The following is a 16,440-nucleotide window of genomic DNA, read 5'->3' as shown; positions in this document are numbered from 1 at the left end:
TGGTCACCCCTCAAGGATACGGTCCCGGGGCACTCCCCCGCACACCGGACGGCCTACGAGTAGCGCGGCTCACAACCGGGGCCGTCACAGCGGCGGCGAGTACCCGCCGTCGTGTGCCGGATCCTGCTGCACGACGACGCCGGGCGGCCGCTCATCGCGACCGCCCGGCGTCGTCGTGACCAGGTGAAACGGACCGCTCAGTAGCGGCTGGCGCCCTGGGGGTTCGCCGCGAGTTCGGACTCCACCTCGGCGTGGGTCTTCTTCTCGACGATGAAGGAGAGGAACGGCACCACACCGCCGAGGGCCAGGACCACGAGCTTGCCGAACGGCCAGCGCATGAGGCTCCATAGGCGGAAGTTGGAGATCAGGTACAGCACGTACATCCAGCCGTGCACGATCAGCACGATGATGGAGAGGTTCGCGCCACCCACCACACCGGCCGGGTCTGCGCTGGCCAGACCGAAGCCGTGCGGCTGCCCCGTCACGGCGTTGGTGCCGCCCGCGAAGAGGAACTGGCCGAAACCGTACCGCAGGATGAGCTCGACGCAGAGCAGCAGCAGGAACGAGCCCGTGGCGTACGCCAGGACCTTGTAGAACTTCAGCGCGGAACGGATCTGCTGTTCCGTCCCTCCGAAACGCCGCGGACGAGGGGCGGGGGTGCCTGCGGGCTTGGGGTCGATCATTCGCTGCTCCTGTGATCATCGGGGGTGTTCTGCGAAGCGGACTCGTGGCGGGCCAACAGCGCCTCGTCCTCTTCGGCTTCAAGCTGCCGCTGGTAGTCGTCCTTCACGAGTCGCCACCAGATGAAGAGGGCGAATCCTGCGAAGACCACCCACTCCACGGCATAGAAGATGTTGAGCCAGTTCACGCCCTGCTCGGGAGGCGCCGCCTTCAGTCGCAGGGGCTTGAGGTCCGAGTCGTCACGGGCCCCGACATCCTGCCCGGCGCTCTTCTCCTGGCTGGCGCCGACGAAGCCCTGGTAGCTCGAGACGTCCCAGACGTTGATGAGTTCGGCCACCGACAGATTCGCGTAGCTGCTCTGCGGGAGATCCTGCGTGACGGTGGGAGCCTCGGACGGGACCAACCGGCCCGTGAGGGCGATCTGACCTTGCGGCGCCCGGGGAGCCTGGTCTTCCGACGCGATCCAGCCACGGGCCACGGGGATCCAGGTGGCGGGGGTTGATTTCGCCCCGGCGAGGCGCGGGGCGCCGTCGACGGCGAACGCGGTGACCACCCAGAAGCCGCTCCGGCCGTCCAGCAGCCGGTCCTTCACCAGCACCTGGCGCGAAGGGTCATAGTGCCCGGTCAGCGTGACCATCTGGTCCGCGACCGAGGAGGGGAAGAAACTGCCCGGCTTGAGCACTTCGCTCAAGGGCCGGGGTGACTCCAGCGCACTGTCCGGGGTCTTCTCCTGCTCCGTGGAGCGCCCGAACTGCCATTGGCTGAGGAGCACGAAGACCGTGGACACCAGCAGCGCGAAGAGCAATCCGGCGATCCAACGCGGCTTAAGGGCAGTTTTCAGCACCATTCCACCGTACTTGCTGAACCTCGGAATTCCCCAAAAGCCACTCCCCGCCCGCGCGACCCCCACGCGGGCCGAGCAGGCCCTCGCGACCGGTCCGGCGCCTGTAACAGAACGGCCTTCCACCTGCAAAAACGCTTTATTCCAGAACTTCCCGAAAGAAATCTTTCACATGAACTTCCCTGTGACTCAGGCCTCATTTAGGCTGGCGCTGTGCGAGAGTACCCATACCCCCGTTCCAACGAGCCTTTCGGTCTCTCCCCCCGCGGATTCCTGCTCTGGCTGGGACGTCTGCAGCTGCCCACGCTCATCGGCGGATTCTTCTTCGGCATCATCTGGATGCTGTCACAGGCTTTCGCCCCCTTTGTGATCGGCAAGGCCCTGGATCTGGGCGTGGTCGCCCAGGACTTCAGCGCGCTGCTGTTCTGGACGGCGATCTTCCTGTGCCTGGCGGCCATCCAGGCGGCGACCACCACCATCCGGCACCGTCTCGCCGTGAGCAACTGGCTCCAGGCGGCTCTGACCACCAAGGAGCTCATCGGAGTGAAGGTGGCGCGTGGCGGGGAGTCCGTGGGACGGGCCGTGCCGACCGGCGAAATCGTGACGGTCGCGTCCAACGACGCCCCGCGCATCGGGCAGCTCTTCGACGTGACGGCCCGGCTCTCCGGCTCGATCGTCTCGTACCTCGTCGTCTCCGCGCTCGTGGCCGGCATCCACCTGCCTTTGGGCCTCGCGGTCCTGATCGGCGTGCCCGTGCTCGGCGCCCTCCTGGTCTTCGTGGTCAAGCCCTTCCAGAAGCGCCAGCAGGCCCAGCGGGAGGCGACCGGCAAGATGTCCTCCGTGGGAGCGGACACGGTCGCCGGCCTCCGGGTGCTCCGCGGCATCGGCGGCGAGCGCATCTTCGTCAACCGATACCGCGAACGCTCCCAGCACGCGCGCCAGCAGGGTATCGAGGTGGCGAAGTCGGTCGCGACCCTGGAAGCCTCACAGCTGCTCATCGGCGGCGCGTTCAGCGTGTTCTTCACCTTCACCGGTGCGGCACTGGCCCTGGACGGCACGATCACTCCGGGCCAGCTCATGTCCCTGTACGGGTTCTCGGTGTTCCTCGTCGCTCCGATCCGGACCGGCTCCGAGGCCCTCAACGTGGGTATCCGCGGCATCGTCGGCGCGCGCAAGGTCAGCAAGCTCCTGGGGGCGCCGCCTCTCGTGAGCGACGACGGCACGTCCGCACCGCCGTCGTCGTCCCCGCTGGAGGACGGCGAGAGCGGCGTGACGGTCCCGCCGCGCGGGCTCACCGCGCTGGTGTGCTCGGACCCGGGCCGCTCGGCCGCGGTGGCCAAGCGGCTGGGGCGCTTCGACGACGCCGAGTCCCGCAACGTCCTGTGGGGAGACCTCCCTCTCGAGGCGTATCCGCTGGCCGACATCCGCCGGAGGATCGTGTTCAGCCAGGCCGAGGCGCAGCTGTTCACCGGCAGCCTGCGCAGCGCCCTGGACCCGCAGGGCCGCCACAGCGACGAGCGCATCCTGGAGGCGCTCGAGTCCGCCGCGGGCCTGGACATCCTGGACGCACTGGAAGAGGGGCTGGATCATGAGGTCGACGAGAAGGGCCGCAGCTTCTCCGGTGGCCAGCGCCAGCGGCTGTCCCTCGCCCGGGCGCTCCTGAGCGAGGCCGACTTCCTGCTCCTGGTGGAGCCCACCAGCGCGGTGGACGCTCACACCGAAGCGCGGATCGCGGAGGGGCTTTCGCAATCCCGCGGCGCGCTGACCGGTCACGGTGGCGCCGCGACCCTCGTGACCACCGCGAGCCCGCTGCTGCTGCACGCGATGGACCGCGTCATCTACCTTCCCGAAACCGGCGCACCACTCACCGGCACCCACGCCGAATTGCTGGAGCGCTGTCCCGAGTACCGAATGGTCGTGATTCGCAGTGAGTAACACGGTGGAGTCCTTCGAGGAACCTCTGCTGGAGGAGAACGAGGCGCGTCAGAGCCTGCCCGAGGCGGCCGCCGCTCTCCCCCGTCCTGGCAACCGCCTGCCCATCGCGGCCTCCGCACAGGTCCGCGCGGAGGCCTGGCGGCTGCTCCGGCGCAACCAGCGCGGCCTGGTCGGCGTCATGGTCTTCTACGCGGCCGCCGCGATCATGGGCCTCGTGGGCCCGTTCATCATCGGGCGGCTGGTGGACACCGTGACCTCGGGGACCACCATGTCCACGGTGACGGCCCTGAGCGTCGCACTCCTGGGGTCGGTCGTGGCACAGGCACTGCTCCAGCGCCTCGCGTCCTACCGTTCGATGGTCCTCGGGGAGAAGGTCTTCGCCGACCTCCGCGAGGAGTTCATGGGTGACGTCACGTCGCTGCCGCTCTCCACCGTGGAACGCGCCGGCACGGGCGATCTGCTCTCCCGCACGACCAACGACGTCGAGGCGCTCTCCCACGCGGTGCGCTTCGGCGTGCCCCGCCTCCTGGTCGCCGTGGTCACCGTGACGCTGACGCTCGCCGCGGCGTTCGTGGTGTCCCCGCTGCTCGGCCTGGGGCTGCTGGTCAGCGCGCCGTTCATCATCCCGGTCACCCGCTGGTACCTCAAGCGCTCCGGGCCCGGCTACCAGCGCGAACACGCCGCGTACGGCACCATCGACGGGACCATCTCCGAGGCGGCGGACGGCGCCCTCACGGTGGACGCCCTCAGCCTCGGCCCGCAGCGGATCCACCGCACCCGCACCGCGATCCGTGAAGGCTTCGAAGCGGAGAAGTACACGCTCTGGCTCCGCTCGATGCTGTTCCCGGTGACCGAGCTGGCACTGTGGCTCCCGGCCGTGCTCGTGGTGCTCTGGGGCGGCTGGCTGGTCTCCGTCGGCGCCGTGTCCGCGGGGTCCGTCGCCGCCGTCGCGCTGTATGCCGTGGCCCTCGTGGAACCGGTGAACACGCTCATCATGTGGCTCGACGAACTGCAGTTCGGCGCCGCCTCGCTTGCGAGGATCGTGGGCGTCAAGGAGGTTCCCGCGGACCGTGAGGTGAGCGGCGAGACCCCTGACGGCAGCAGGATCTCCCTGCGCGGCGCGACCTTCGCCTACCGCGCCGGCCGGAACGTCCTGCACGGGGTGGATCTGGAACTGGTGCCCGGGGAGCGGCTCGCCATGGTGGGCCCGTCCGGCGCCGGCAAGTCGACGCTCGGCCGCCTGATCGCAGGCATCAACCCGCCGACGTCCGGAGCGGTCACCGTCGGCGGTGTGCCCCTGGTGGACCTGCCGGTGGAGGAACTCCGCCGTGAGGTGGCCCTCGTGACGCAGGAGCACCACGTGTTCGTGGGCACCCTGGCGGACAATCTGCGCCTGGGCAAGGAGGACGCGAGCGACGGCGAGCTGCTCGCCGCCCTCGACGATGTGGGCGCCGGCCCGTGGTTCTCCGCTCTCAAGGACGGCCTGGAGACGGAGCTGGGCTCAGGTGGTCACGCGCTGACGCCGTCGCAGGCTCAGGAACTGGCCCTGGCCCGCCTGGTCCTGGCCGATCCTCACACCCTGGTGCTCGACGAGGCGACCAGCCTCATCGATCCGCAGGCGGCCCGCAGTGTGGAGCGCTCCCTCGGCGCCGTGCTGAGCGGCCGCACCGTGGTGGCGATCGCCCACCGTCTGCACACCGCCCACGACGCCGACCGGGTCGCCGTCGTGGAGGACGGCCGGATCACGGAGCTGGGCAGCCATGATGAGCTGCTGGCGCTCGACGGGTCCTATGCCGCCCTGTGGAGGTCGTGGCGCAGTGAGTGACGGATTCCCTGCCTGAACGGACTTTCCCCGGCGCTTCGGCGCCGGGGAAAGTCCGTTCAAAGGGGGAATCTGATGGGACCTCGAGGTCGGTGGCCCGATCAGTGCCGGGTCAGTGATCGAAGAACACCAGCGAGGTGTTGATCAGCTCGGCGATGACCTCCGGGTCGTGGGCCCGGCGCAGGGACTCCCGGTAACTCTCCTTCGACAGCGAGCGCGCCAGCGTCGCGAGCACCTCGAGGTGCTCGGAGAACGACTGGGCCGGCGTCGCGATCAGCAGGATGAGATTCGCAGGGCCGTCGGCCGCGCCGAAGTCGAGCGAGTGCCCGTACTTGGTGACGCCGACAGCGATCGACGGCTGGGTGACGTATTCGCTGCGGGCGTGCGGGAGCCCGATGCCGCCCGGCAGTCCGGTCGCCATCTGATGCTCGCGGGAGTTGACGCTTTCCAGGAACCGCTCCAGATTGGACACCCGGCCGGCGGTGAACAGACGCTGCGCCAGCTGGGCAGCGGCGTCCTCGCGATCCGTGGCTTCCATCTCCAGGATCACCATGCTGGGCAGGGTGAGCTCAGCGTCATAGCGGTTCAGATCCTCAGCCACGGGGGCGTCCTTTCAGTCAACGTTCGATCGTGGTGCTCCCGCATCGCTGCGGGAGCACCACCGGACGGCGCCTCCAGGCGTCGTCCTCAGCGGAGCGGGATGATGTCATCCACGCCGATCCGCGCCGCATCGGCGGACTCGTCGTCCGGCTGCTCCTGCGACAGGCGTTCGGCCTCCACACGGGCCAGGTAGTGCTTGACCTCGCTCTCCTCCTGGACGGGGCTCCAGCCGAGCACCTCCCCCATGAGGCGGGCCACCACCGGCACCGCGGAGACCCCACGGTCCCAGGACTCGATCGAGATCCTGGTCCTGCGGGTGAGGACATCATGCACATGACGGGCGCCCTCATGGGTAGTCGCAAAGACCACTTCGGCGCCCAGATAATCATCCGCTCCCGGCAACGGTTCCGCCAACTCCGGGCGTTCCCGGATCAGGTCGAGAAGTTCCTGCGTCTCGGAACCATAGCGATTCAGCAGGTGCTCCACCCGCGCCACATGGATCCCGGCTTCATCGGCGCTGCGATGACGGCGGTTCCAGGCGGCCTTGTAGCCCTCGGCTCCGAGCAGCGGGATGCCCTCGGTGCAGCTCGGGGCGACCCGGTCGTCGAGACCGCGCACCGCCTCGTCCACGGCGTCCTTGGCCATGACCCGGTACGTGGTCAGTTTGCCGCCGGCCACCACCACGAGGCCGGGCACAGGGTGGGCCACGACGTGCTCCCGAGAGAGCTTCGCCGTCGAGTCGTTTTCGCCGGCCAGCAGCGGACGGAGCCCGGCGTACACGCCCTCCACGTCCTCCCTGGTCAGAGGGCGCTTGAGCACCTTGTTGACGTGTTCCAGGACGTAGTCGATGTCCTTGCTGGAGGCGGCCGGATGGGCCTTGTCCAGCTTCCAGTCGGTGTCCGTGGTGCCGATGATCCAGTGCCTTCCCCAGGGGATGACGAACAGGACGCTCTTCTCGGTCCGGAGGATCAGGCCGACCGTCGACTGGAAGCGGTCGCGGGGAACCACCAGGTGGATGCCCTTGGACGCGCGCACTTTGAGCTGACCACGGTCGGTGACCAGGGCCTGCGTCTCGTCCGTCCACACACCGGTGGCGTTCACGACCTGCTTGGCGGCGACGTCGAACGTGCTGCCGTCCTCCATGTTCTCCAGGCGCGCGCCCACCACGCGCTCGCCCTCGCGGAGGAATTCGACCACTTTCATGCGGTTGACGGCGTGAGCGCCGTAGCCTGCGGCGGTGCGGATGATGTTCACCACCAGGCGGGCGTCATCCACCTGGGCGTCGTAGTACCGGATCGAGCCGACCATGGCGTCGTCCTTGAGGCTCGGAGCCGCCTTGAGCGTGCCACGTCGCGTGAGGTGCTTGTGCATGGGGACACCGCGGGCGTTGCCGCTGGTCATGCCCAGCGTGTCGTAGAGGAGGATGCCGGCGCCGACGTAGGGACGTTCGACGAACCTCTTGGAGAGCGGGTACAGGAACGGCACGGGCCGGACCAGGTGCGGTGCGATGCGCTGGATCAGCAGGCCGCGTTCCTGCAGTGCTTCCGTGACGAGAGCGAAGTCCAGCATCTCGAGGTAGCGGAGGCCACCGTGGATGAGCTTGGACGAGCGGGAGCTCGTGCCGGAGGCCCAGTCTCGCTGCTCGACGATGCCGACCTTGAGACCGCGGGTGACCGCGTCGAGGGCGGCACCGGCCCCGACCACACCACCGCCCACGATCAGGATGTCGAGTTCCTGACCCGGCTCCGTGGTCTTCTTGAGTGCCTCGATGGACAACTCGCGCTGCTCTGGACCGAGGACCTTGCTGCTGGCATTCTGGCTCATGGAAGACTCCCGATATGCGTGGCTAAGACTTGGTTCCACCCTAGTCTTTCGGGGGCTCCTTGGGCAGGGGCGAATGCGGTCGGTTCGACACCTCGGGCAACGAGTCGCGGGCCCCGGCCGAACTCGCTACGGTTCGCTTCAACTCGCTGCGTCCGGTAGCGGGCTCAGACGGTGGGTAGCGATCTCGACGCACGCCGCACCATTCAGCCCCGACCACGACGACGGCGCGGCCCCCTCCCGGGTGGCCGCGCCGTCGTCGTCGCTGAAGGGAGTTCTCTATTCGCAGGCGACGCCGTCGCCATCCCGGTCGAGCTTCGGCCGGTATCCGGGCTGACCGGCGTAGATCGGGGCGGCTCCCGCAGCCCTGGCCGCCGCACAATTCGGGTAGTAGACCGAGCCAGGGTCCGGGGCCGCCGGAACCGCGGGAGCCTCCGGCGCGGGTGGGTTCTGAGGTGCTTCCGGCACGAACCGGCGAGGCGTCTGCTCCGCCGGTGCCTGGGCCTTCTGTGCCTCGGCGGCGGCCTGCTGCGCCGCAGCCGCTGCGGCAGCCTTCTGCAGTTCAGCTGCGGCGGCCTTCTGCCGCGCGGCCTCTTGGGCCTTCTGTTGAGCCTTCTTGCGCGCCACGTCGGCCGCGGCCTTGGCCTTGGCGATCTCCACCTGGGTCTGACGCACCTGGGCGGCCGTCATCCACAGTGCCTTGCCTGCCTTGTCCCTGAAACACAGCAGGGCAGGTTCCACGGCCAGGTAGGTGTCGCCGCTCCTCGCGCAGGTCTCGCCCGACCGGTGCAGGGCCACGGTGACGGTCTCCGTCGCGGTCGGACAGGGCGCGGTCGACTCGGATTCCGTCGCAGCCGACGACGGCTCGACGCCCGCCGTCGCTGTCACGGTGACCGTCGGCTCGGGGCTGGGACAGCTGGCGGTCGGCGCTCCGGACGACGACGAGGTGCTGCGCCCAGTGGTGCTCACCGTCCCCGAGCACCCGGTGAGGAGCACGGCCGCCCCCACGAGAAACGCCGCCGCTCGGGCGGCTCCGCCCGTGCGCCGGAACGCACCCTGATACTGCGCGCGAAAATTCACCATGACTCGATCCCCCAAGAACGTGCGATATGTGAGGAACGTACCCCGCACTCGCTGAATCGGGAAATCTCCGCTGTCACCACTCCGTCACGGACGTGGCCCCACTCAGGCTCGGCCGTTCACCGCAGGGTCGGGTCCAGTCCGCTATCGGGGGTGCGAATCCGCTACACGATGTAGCGGACTCAGACCTTCGATAGCGTACTCAGCGGCATGGCCGGACAGACAGCGGCATGCGGCAGGAAACAGCCCCGAGCACGACGACGGCGCGGCCCCCTCCCGGGTGGCCGCGCCGTCGTCGTGTGGATCAGCGGGTGCGGGGCGGCTCAGTGCCGCGGGCGCACCACGACGTCCACGCGCTGGAACTCCTTGAGGTCCGAGTAGCCCGTGGTCGCCATGGACCGGCGCAGGGCGCCGATCAGGTTGGAGGTGCCGTCCGTGTGGTGGCCCGGGCCGAAGAGGACCTCCTCCATCGGACCGACGGTGCCCATCTGGACGCGGTCGCCGCGCGGGATCTCCGGGTGGTGCGCCTCGGCGCCCCAGTGCCAGCCCTTGCCCGGCGCCTCTTCGGCGCGGGCCAGTGCGGAACCGAGCATGACGGCGTCGGCGCCCATGGCGATGGCCTTCACGATGTCGCCCGAGGTGCCCATGCCGCCGTCGGCGATCACGTGCACGTAGCGCCCGCCGGACTCATCGAGGTAGTCGCGGCGTGCGGCGGCGACGTCCGAGATGGCCGAAGCCAGCGGCGAGTGGATGCCGAGCGCGCGGCGCGTCGTGGTGGTGGCGCCGCCACCGAAGCCCACGAGGACGCCGGCCGCACCGGTGCGCATGAGGTGCAGCGCCGGGGTGTACCCGGCGGCGCCGCCCACGATCACGGGGACGTCCAGCTCGTAGATGAACTGCTTGAGGTTGAGCGGCTCCGTGGTCTTGGAGACGTGCTCGGCCGACACCGTGGTGCCGCGGATGACGAAGATGTCGACGCCGGCGGCCACGACGGTCTTGTAGAACTCCTGGGTGCGCTGCGGCGTGAGCGAACCTGCCACGGTGACGCCGGCGGCACGGATCTCGGCGAGACGCTGCGTGATGAGCTCGGCCTGGATCGGAGCCTGGTAGATCTCCTGCAGGGTGCGGGTCACGAGCTCGCTCGGGGACTCCTGCTGCAGTTCGGCGATGCGGTCCAGCTGGGCCTGCGGGTCCTCGAAACGGGTCCAGAGGCCTTCGAGGTCCAGCACGCCGAGGCCGCCGAGCTCACCGAGACGGATGGCCGTGGTCGGGGACATGACCGAGTCCATGGGGGCGGCGATCACCGGCATGTCGAACTTGTAGGCGTCGATCTGCCAGGACACGCTCACGTCCTGCGGGTCACGGGTCCGGCGGTTGGGGATGATCGCGATGTCATCGAGTCCATACGCACGGCGTCCGCGCTTCCCACGGCCAATCTCAATCTCGTAAGTCACGCGTCCAACTCTATCGTGAAGCGGGTTCCGGACGGATTGCGTCGCTCAGGCGAGGACGATCGCGGCCTCCGGCGTCGCCACCCGGAAGCTGAAGGTCTCCTGGAGATACAGCTCCACGCTCGCTGCGGAGTGGTCCGCGTACCCCACGGCCAGATCCTCGCCGCTCTCCAGGATGAAGTCCCCGCCACGAAGGCTCAGCACCACGGAGGAGTTGATGCCCGGGGTCCATTGCACGGGGCCTTCCAGGATGCGCTGCAGGTGCGTGAGGAGCGGCGAACCGCCCATGTCGTTGCCGCCGGTCGCGTTCACCCACGCGTCGTAGCCGAGGGCGAGACCGTAAGGGCCGCCGATCCCGGAGTTCTTGAGTGCGGCGACCGCGGCGGCGACGTGCACCGCGAGCCGACGGGGGTCGTCGCCGGTCTGGATCGGGGCGTGCGGGGAGGCCGCGGCGATGCCCGTCATGCCGAGTTCGTCCCAGCCGTCGAAGACCGCGGAGTTCTCGACCTCGGCGATCTTCCGGGCCGCGGCGTCGAGGGTCGCGAAGTCCACGTCCACGGCTCCGCGCGTGGCCGCGTCGAGCTCTTCGCGGGACATGGAGAAGCCGGCCCGGACCTCGGCGAGCGGCAGCACCTTCCGCGGCCGGGCGATCACGCCGTCCGCCGGTGCCGACACGACCGGACCGACCCGGCCGGTCGACGTCGCGGAGTGCTGCCAGCCGAGGGGGCCGGCGAAGTCGACCAGACGGCGGGCGCCCAGAGCCGCGGACAGCCGCGTCTTCGCCTCGTCGTCGATCATCGCCCAGGTGTCCCGGGTGATCGGAGCGTGTTCGCGCAGCAGGTGATTCATGACTGGTCCTTTCGGCAGGCGTGCTCGGGCAAGGCGTTCAGGGGCGATCAAGGAGTGGGGGCGTTCCGGAGGGAACCGATCCCCAGGGAGCCGGCGGCGGGTGCAGCAGCTGCCGTGGCGGGGACAGCGGCCTCCGGTACGACGACGACGGGCTCCGCCACCGCGGGCACGTTCCCCTCGGCGGGCGGCACCGGAGCCTCCGCGGCAGCGGCGGTGTCGTCGAGGGCGGCGAGCATCCCGGCGGTGGGGACGAAGAACGTGGTGCCGGTCTCCGCCGTCGAGAAGTCCAGCAGCCGGTCATGCAGTCCGGGAGGATCTCCGATGAACATGCGTTCGAGCATCCTCTCGATCACCCAGAGGTGCCGGGAGTACCCGATGAAGTAGGTGCCGAAGGCGCCGGATCCCGGGGTGCCGAACGGCATGTTGTCACGGACGATGTCGTGCTCGCCGTTCTCATCCGTGATCGTGGCGAGGGTCTTATGGGACTTCTGGCCGTGCACGGCGTCGTCCAGTTCGATGTTGTCGGCCTTGGTGCGGCCGATGATCTTCTCCTGCTGCTCCGTGGTGAGACCCTGCCACGCGCTGATCGGGTGCAGGTATTTCTGGACCACCACGTAGCTGCCGCCGGCGAACTGAGGGTCCTCCTCCCCCACCAGGGCGGACTCGGGGAGGTCCGGGCCGACGGGGTTCGCGGTGCCGTCGATGAAACCCAACAGGTCACGGGCGTCGAAGTACCGGAACCCGGAGACCTCGTCCACGGTGCTCACGGACGTGCCCAGGGAGGCCAGCAGGAGGCGCTCGAATTCGAAGCAGAGATCCTGGCGGTCAGAGCGGATGTGGAAGAGCAGGTCACCCGGAGTTGAGACGGCGGTGTGGGTGGCACCCACGATCTCGCGGAAGGGATGGAGCTCCGCGGGCTTGGGCAGGCCGGACAGCGGCGCCCAGATGCGGTCGCCGATTCCCACGGTGCAGGACAGGCGCCCGTTCAGATCGCGGAAGCCCACGGTCTTGACGAGCCCGTCCAGATCCGAGAGGACATCGCGGACGGTGTCGAGAGCGCCCGGGTCGTCCTCGACGGACAGCACCAGGAAGACCGCGGACCGGGTCAGAGGGCCCGACACGTTTTGGGTGATGGAGCCCTCCGTGTAACCGCCTCCCGAGGGCAGGCTGTGCGCCGTCACCGGCGTCCCTCGCCCTGCCGGACGGTCGTTGCGGAGAAGGGTTCGACAGCCGTGATCCACACCGTGAGTGACATGCCCTCACAGTAACAGCGTGCCTGGTCACGGCGGCACTGTTCTCGCCGGCGTCGAACGACCGGCGTCACGTTCGAAGACCGCGCCGTACACCCGGCAGAGGACGGTTCCGCGACCTTCTTCCGTCCCATGGGCACCCCTCCCCATCGCGCCGGAGGCGAGCAGACCCTAGGCTGGCACGGAAGAGTGGTGTCCCATCGAGGAGGATGAACCATGGCCCCGGGCTTTTACGGTGCCGATGTCGAGCAACTGAGGGCCCTGTCGAAGTCGATGGGCCTCTCCGGCTCGCGGCTGAAGAACACGGAGATGCAGGTCAACAGCCTCGTGTCCGGCGTCGCCTGGAAGGGCGACGACGGCGAGCGCTTCCGCCGCGAGTGGAGCAGCACGCTGCGGCCCATGCTGCACAAGGCGTCCCAGTCGTTGAGCGACGCGTCGAAGCTGCTCCTCGGCCAGGCGGACGAACAACAGAGTGCCAGCACCAACGGCGGCTCCGTCGGCGGAGGCCCGGGTGGCGGTCCTGGCGCGCCCGGAGGCTCCGGCGGGGCCGGCGGCTCGGGTGGCCCCGGAAGCCCGGATGCCCCGACCGGGCTGGAGGGCATCCTCTCCGTGGCCGGCAGCCCCGAGTGGTGGGCCGGCAACGGCCTGGTGACCGGCGCCGGCCTCTACACGGACAACCTCCTGGCGACCATGGCCAAAGGCGGCCTGGTGACCGAGCTGACCAAGTGGCCCTGGCTGAGCGCTCAGTACGGCATGGCCGCCGAGGCCGGGTACGTCAAGGGCACCCAGCTTCTGAACGGAACGTCGATGCTGGGCCGCCTGTCCGGCGGGCTGGGCGTGGTGACCGGCGGTCTCCAGTTCACCCAGGGCCTCGCCACGGGCAACACCGGCATGGCGATCGACGGCGGCATCTCCACCGTGCTCGCAGCCGGCAGTTTCATACCCGGCGCAGGTCCGTTCTTCGCCGTCGCGGGGGTGGCCTGGGGCGGCATGGGTCTGCTCGCCACTCATCTCGGCTATGGGTCCGCCTCGGAGATGGTGGCCGACGGGGCCAAGCACGTCTGGGAAGGCACCAAGAACGTGGCGAACGCCGTCGCCGACGGCGCCAAGAAGACCGTGGACGCGGTGGCCGACGGCGCCAAGAAGGTCTGGGGCTGGCTCACGTGATGATCCGGCTTCCCTAGACTGAGAACCAGAAACGTCGACACGAAGGCTGACATGACCACCACCACCCCAGACGACGCACCCCTGCTCATCACCGAGCACGAGCTCATCGCCCTCATCGCCCTGGCCGGGACGCCGGGCGCGCAGAAGTGCCAGACGATGTTCCGACTCGACCATGCCGCGGGAGCGCCGCTGGAGCAGGCGGGCGTCGCAACGTTGCTGGAGCGCGGTCTCATGACCGTGGAGCAGGACAGCCTGTTGCCCACCGGCCCCGCCGTCGCGGTCACCGGCGTGCTCGCATCCTCCGACGCCTGGCTCGAGGTCGCCCTGGTCACCCCGGACGCGGACCACGTCTACTTCCTCTTCGGGGCGGCCGACGGCGCTCTCGTGCTGAGCCTGAGCAAGTACGGCGTGCACGAACTGCGGCCCCTCACGAGTTCCGAGGGCATGTTCCTCACGGCCGTCCAGATGGTGAACTACTACTTGGGCACCGCTCCCGACGGTTTGCCGGCCGCCGCGACGCTCCGCCGCCACTTCGCGGACGGGACGTCACGGGCGGTGAACGTCAAGGCGGATCCGGACGGGTCCCTGTCCCTCGCGCTCGGCGACGGCGAGAACCTTCCGTCGACCCCGCTCGCCAAGGACGAGCTGGACGCGCGCCTGCGCGAAGGCCTCGGCCTCTGACGCTCGATGGCGATTCCTTACCCGGCGCCTTCGCAGCAGCCCTCCCATCCGCTGAACTACTGGCTGGATCCGGAGCTCGCCCGGGTCAGCCCGCCGAACGCGCCCTCCCGGCTCCGTCAGCTGGCGGATACCCAGGGGACGCTGTCGGCGGCGTGGAGCAGTGCGATCGGCATGGGCCCCGTCCTCATCCTCGCCGGCGCCTTCATCACCGTCATGACGGGCGCCCTGGCCGCCGTCCTCGTACTCGGCATCCTGGGTGCGGTGCTGCTGGTCCTGGGACTCATCTTCTGGAAGCGCGTCCGTTCGGCGCTGCCTGACACGTCCCGTACCCTGATCTCCCGCGGGCCGGGCTCTGCGCGCGGCGGACTCATCATGGCGGGGTTCCTGGCACTGGTGCTGGGCGGGGTCCTCGCCACGATGGCGCCAGGGATGGCCTCCAGGGGCGCCGCCACCGTGACCGGGCTCGTGGGAGCGTACGTCCTTTTCGTCCTGGTGCTCACCGCCTGCATCGCGGTCCCCTCGGCCATCCAGGGCCGAGCCCGGGAATCCTTCCGGAAGCGCGCCACCACCGACCCGGCCCTCCGGTCTCTCCTGGAACAGGACGTGGCCACGTGGCGCGACCCCGTCGGGAACGCGAGCTACGGGCCCCTCTGACCGTCTGACGGAGCACCCCGCCTCGCGAAGGAACAGTTGATGCCCCCACAACCGGGCTGTGGGGGCATCACCTGTTCCTTCGCGCGTGGGAGAGGGGCGCGGGTGGGTCAGACGCGTGACCTGCGGCGCTGCGGGAACAGCGCGATGGCCAGCCCCACCACCGCGATCACCATGCTGAGCACGAGGCCCGGGCGGAACTGGGCGAGCATGGCCGAGGCATCGTGGGTCGGCGAACCGCCATGTGATCCGGAGGTGACGATCGCCGTCGTGACGGCAAGGACGAGAGCCGCGCCCACCTGGGTGCTCGACTGGATGAGGCCGGCTGCGAGGCCCTGCTCATCGTCGTGGATGCCCGCCGTCGCCTGCACGTTGATGGCCGGGAACCCGAGGGCGAAGCCGACACCGAGGAGAAGGACCGACGGCAGGACGTCCACCACGTAGTTGATGTCCGGGCCGATGCGTAGGAACCACGCGTATCCGGCCGTCAGGGCGGTCAGGCCCACCACGATCAGGCGGGTCGCGCCGAAGCGGTCGATGAGCTTGTCCGCGAACGGTGCGCTGCTGACCACCAGGAGTCCGGCGGGCAGCAAAGCCAGTGCCATCGAGAGCGGTGCCCAGCCGAGAACTGACTGCAGGAACAGCGTGACGATGAACTGGAAGCTCAGGTAGGAGCCGAAGAGCGCGACGGCCGCGAGGTTGGCGCGGGCCACCCAGCCTTCCCGGAGGATGCCGAAGCGGATCAGCGGGTGACGGGTGCGGGTCTCGATGAGCCCGAACAGCGCCAGCACCGCGGCGGAGAGGACGAACCCTCCGATGGTGAAGGGCGAGGTCCAGCCGGAATCGGGGGCCTGGACCACGGTGAAGACGAGACCGAGCATGCCGAGCGCCAGCGTCACGGCTCCCCAGATGTCGTGTCCGCCTTCGGCTGCGGGGCGGTCACGCGGGATGAACCGGAGGGCCATCAGCAGGACCAGTGCGGCGACCGGCACGGAGACCAGGAAGGTCCAGCGCCAGCTCAGCTCGGTCATGAATCCGCCGACCACCAGGCCCAGCGAATAGCCACTGGCGCCGAAGGTCGCGTAGATGGAGATCGCCTTGTTGCGGGCGGGGCCCTCGACGAAGTTGGTGGTGATGATCGAGAAACCGGCCGGGGCGGTGAACGCGGCGGCGAGTCCCTTGATGAATCGGGTGGCGATCAGCAGCGTCGGGTCGCTGACCAGCCCGCCCAGGAGGGAGGCCAGGCCGAAGACGCTCAGCGCCACGAGGAACACCCGACGGCGGCCGAGGAGGTCCGCCATGCGGCCGCCGAGCAGCAGCAGGGCGCCGTAGCCGAGAACGTACGCCGAGACGATCCACTGCAGGGACCCGGTTCCGAGCCCGAGTTCCTGGCCGATGGAAGGGAGGGCGACGCCCACCATGGAGACGTCGAGGCCGTCGAGGGCGAGGACGATGCAAAGGGTGACGAGGAGCAGCCAGGTGCGGCGGCTCCAGAGAAGGTCGGAGACAGCCAGGCCAGGCGCCGGGGAGGTCCGGGGGCCGGCCCCTGTCACGGGGGCTGCGGTCAGTGTGCTTCCTGAATCCATGGCAACAACTTATATGACGCATCAT

15 protein-coding genes are annotated in these 16,440 nt (G+C 69.2%); 6 read left to right on the top strand and 9 right to left on the bottom strand.

Features of this window, described 5'->3' with window-relative positions:
* Positions 1–197: 197 nt before the first annotated feature.
* Together BLV63_RS06350 and BLV63_RS06345 are read right to left on the bottom strand one after the other, a co-directional pair.
* Positions 198–683, bottom strand: a complete 486-nt coding sequence (locus tag BLV63_RS06350; protein WP_066211377.1) for a DUF3817 domain-containing protein — start codon at positions 681–683, stop codon at positions 198–200.
* Complete coding sequence (locus BLV63_RS06345) at positions 680–1,525, bottom strand: SURF1 family protein (RefSeq protein ID WP_066212001.1); 846 nt, start codon at positions 1,523–1,525, stop codon at positions 680–682. The genes BLV63_RS06350 and BLV63_RS06345 overlap by 4 nt, the downstream gene beginning before the upstream one ends.
* A 210-nt stretch (positions 1,526–1,735) precedes the next feature.
* Here BLV63_RS06345 and BLV63_RS06340 point away from each other — a divergent pair, with 210 nt between their 5' ends.
* Complete coding sequence (locus BLV63_RS06340) at positions 1,736–3,457, top strand: ABC transporter ATP-binding protein (RefSeq protein ID WP_066211379.1); 1,722 nt, start codon at positions 1,736–1,738, stop codon at positions 3,455–3,457.
* A gap of 55 nt (positions 3,458–3,512) precedes the next feature.
* The gene (locus BLV63_RS06335) at positions 3,513–5,282 is read left to right on the top strand and encodes an ABC transporter ATP-binding protein (protein ID WP_066212003.1); all 1,770 of its coding nucleotides are present in this window, start codon (positions 3,513–3,515) and stop codon (positions 5,280–5,282) included.
* A 109-nt stretch (positions 5,283–5,391) separates the two neighbouring features.
* On the opposite strand, the gene BLV63_RS06330 is transcribed toward BLV63_RS06335, so the two are convergent.
* From BLV63_RS06330 to BLV63_RS18330, 3 genes are all read right to left on the bottom strand, one after another.
* Entirely contained in the window at positions 5,392–5,880 is a 489-nt protein-coding gene (locus BLV63_RS06330; RefSeq protein ID WP_066211380.1) for a PTS sugar transporter subunit IIA, read from the bottom strand.
* 86 nt (positions 5,881–5,966) lie between these two features.
* Entirely contained in the window at positions 5,967–7,703 is a 1,737-nt protein-coding gene (locus BLV63_RS06325; RefSeq protein ID WP_066211381.1) for a glycerol-3-phosphate dehydrogenase/oxidase, read from the bottom strand.
* A 276-nt stretch (positions 7,704–7,979) separates the two neighbouring features.
* Positions 7,980–8,498 (bottom strand): excalibur calcium-binding domain-containing protein, encoded by a 519-nt coding sequence (locus BLV63_RS18330; RefSeq protein WP_066211383.1) that lies wholly within the window; start codon positions 8,496–8,498, stop codon positions 7,980–7,982.
* Between the two features lies 1 nt (position 8,499).
* Between BLV63_RS18330 and BLV63_RS18645 the strand changes: the two genes are divergently transcribed.
* The gene (locus BLV63_RS18645) at positions 8,500–8,760 is read left to right on the top strand and encodes a hypothetical protein (protein ID WP_074784087.1); all 261 of its coding nucleotides are present in this window, start codon (positions 8,500–8,502) and stop codon (positions 8,758–8,760) included.
* A gap of 343 nt (positions 8,761–9,103) precedes the next feature.
* Here the strand turns inward: BLV63_RS18645 and BLV63_RS06310 are convergent, their stop codons facing one another.
* Genes BLV63_RS06310 through BLV63_RS06300 form a run of 3 tightly spaced genes read right to left on the bottom strand, consistent with a single transcriptional unit; the run spans position 9,104 to position 12,261 of the window.
* Positions 9,104–10,234, bottom strand: a complete 1,131-nt coding sequence (locus tag BLV63_RS06310; protein WP_066211386.1) for a GuaB3 family IMP dehydrogenase-related protein — start codon at positions 10,232–10,234, stop codon at positions 9,104–9,106.
* 45 nt (positions 10,235–10,279) lie between these two features.
* Complete coding sequence (locus BLV63_RS06305; protein WP_066211388.1) at positions 10,280–11,080, bottom strand: family 1 encapsulin nanocompartment shell protein; 801 nt, start codon at positions 11,078–11,080, stop codon at positions 10,280–10,282.
* Positions 11,081–11,127: 47 nt separating this feature from the next.
* The gene (locus BLV63_RS06300) at positions 11,128–12,261 is read right to left on the bottom strand and encodes a Dyp-type peroxidase (protein ID WP_254780486.1); all 1,134 of its coding nucleotides are present in this window, start codon (positions 12,259–12,261) and stop codon (positions 11,128–11,130) included.
* A gap of 285 nt (positions 12,262–12,546) precedes the next feature.
* Here BLV63_RS06300 and BLV63_RS06295 point away from each other — a divergent pair, with 285 nt between their 5' ends.
* The 3 genes from BLV63_RS06295 to BLV63_RS06285 are packed head-to-tail and all read left to right on the top strand — an operon-like array spanning position 12,547 to position 14,832.
* On the top strand, positions 12,547–13,497 hold the full coding sequence (locus BLV63_RS06295; protein WP_066211390.1) for a hypothetical protein: 951 nt from the start codon (positions 12,547–12,549) through the stop codon (positions 13,495–13,497).
* Positions 13,498–13,548: 51 nt separating this feature from the next.
* Complete coding sequence (locus tag BLV63_RS06290; protein WP_066211392.1) at positions 13,549–14,178, top strand: hypothetical protein; 630 nt, start codon at positions 13,549–13,551, stop codon at positions 14,176–14,178.
* Positions 14,179–14,184: 6 nt separating this feature from the next.
* A complete protein-coding gene (locus tag BLV63_RS06285; RefSeq protein WP_066211393.1) occupies positions 14,185–14,832 on the top strand; it encodes a hypothetical protein in 648 nt (215 codons plus the stop codon).
* 107 nt (positions 14,833–14,939) lie between these two features.
* On the opposite strand, the gene BLV63_RS06280 is transcribed toward BLV63_RS06285, so the two are convergent.
* Positions 14,940–16,415, bottom strand: a complete 1,476-nt coding sequence (locus BLV63_RS06280) for an MFS transporter (protein ID WP_066211394.1) — start codon at positions 16,413–16,415, stop codon at positions 14,940–14,942.
* Between the last annotated feature and the right edge of the window lie 25 nt (positions 16,416–16,440).

The sequence above is a fragment of the Arthrobacter woluwensis genome, assembly GCF_900105345.1.
Taxonomy (GTDB): domain Bacteria; phylum Actinomycetota; class Actinomycetes; order Actinomycetales; family Micrococcaceae; genus Arthrobacter_E; species Arthrobacter_E woluwensis.
This window is presented reverse-complemented; position numbering and strand designations above follow the sequence as displayed.

Coding starts and splice junctions, on each gene's coding strand:
- BLV63_RS06295 (WP_066211390.1), top strand. CDS start 12,547: ATGGCCCCGGGCTTTTACGGTGCCGATGTCGAGCAACTGAGGGCCCTG.
- BLV63_RS06290 (WP_066211392.1), top strand. CDS start 13,549: ATGACCACCACCACCCCAGACGACGCACCCCTGCTCATCACCGAGCAC.
- BLV63_RS06285 (WP_066211393.1), top strand. CDS start 14,185: ATGGCGATTCCTTACCCGGCGCCTTCGCAGCAGCCCTCCCATCCGCTG.
- BLV63_RS06325 (WP_066211381.1), bottom strand. CDS start 7,703: ATGAGCCAGAATGCCAGCAGCAAGGTCCTCGGTCCAGAGCAGCGCGAG.
- BLV63_RS06305 (WP_066211388.1), bottom strand. CDS start 11,080: ATGAATCACCTGCTGCGCGAACACGCTCCGATCACCCGGGACACCTGG.
- BLV63_RS06350 (WP_066211377.1), bottom strand. CDS start 683: ATGATCGACCCCAAGCCCGCAGGCACCCCCGCCCCTCGTCCGCGGCGT.
- BLV63_RS06280 (WP_066211394.1), bottom strand. CDS start 16,415: ATGGATTCAGGAAGCACACTGACCGCAGCCCCCGTGACAGGGGCCGGC.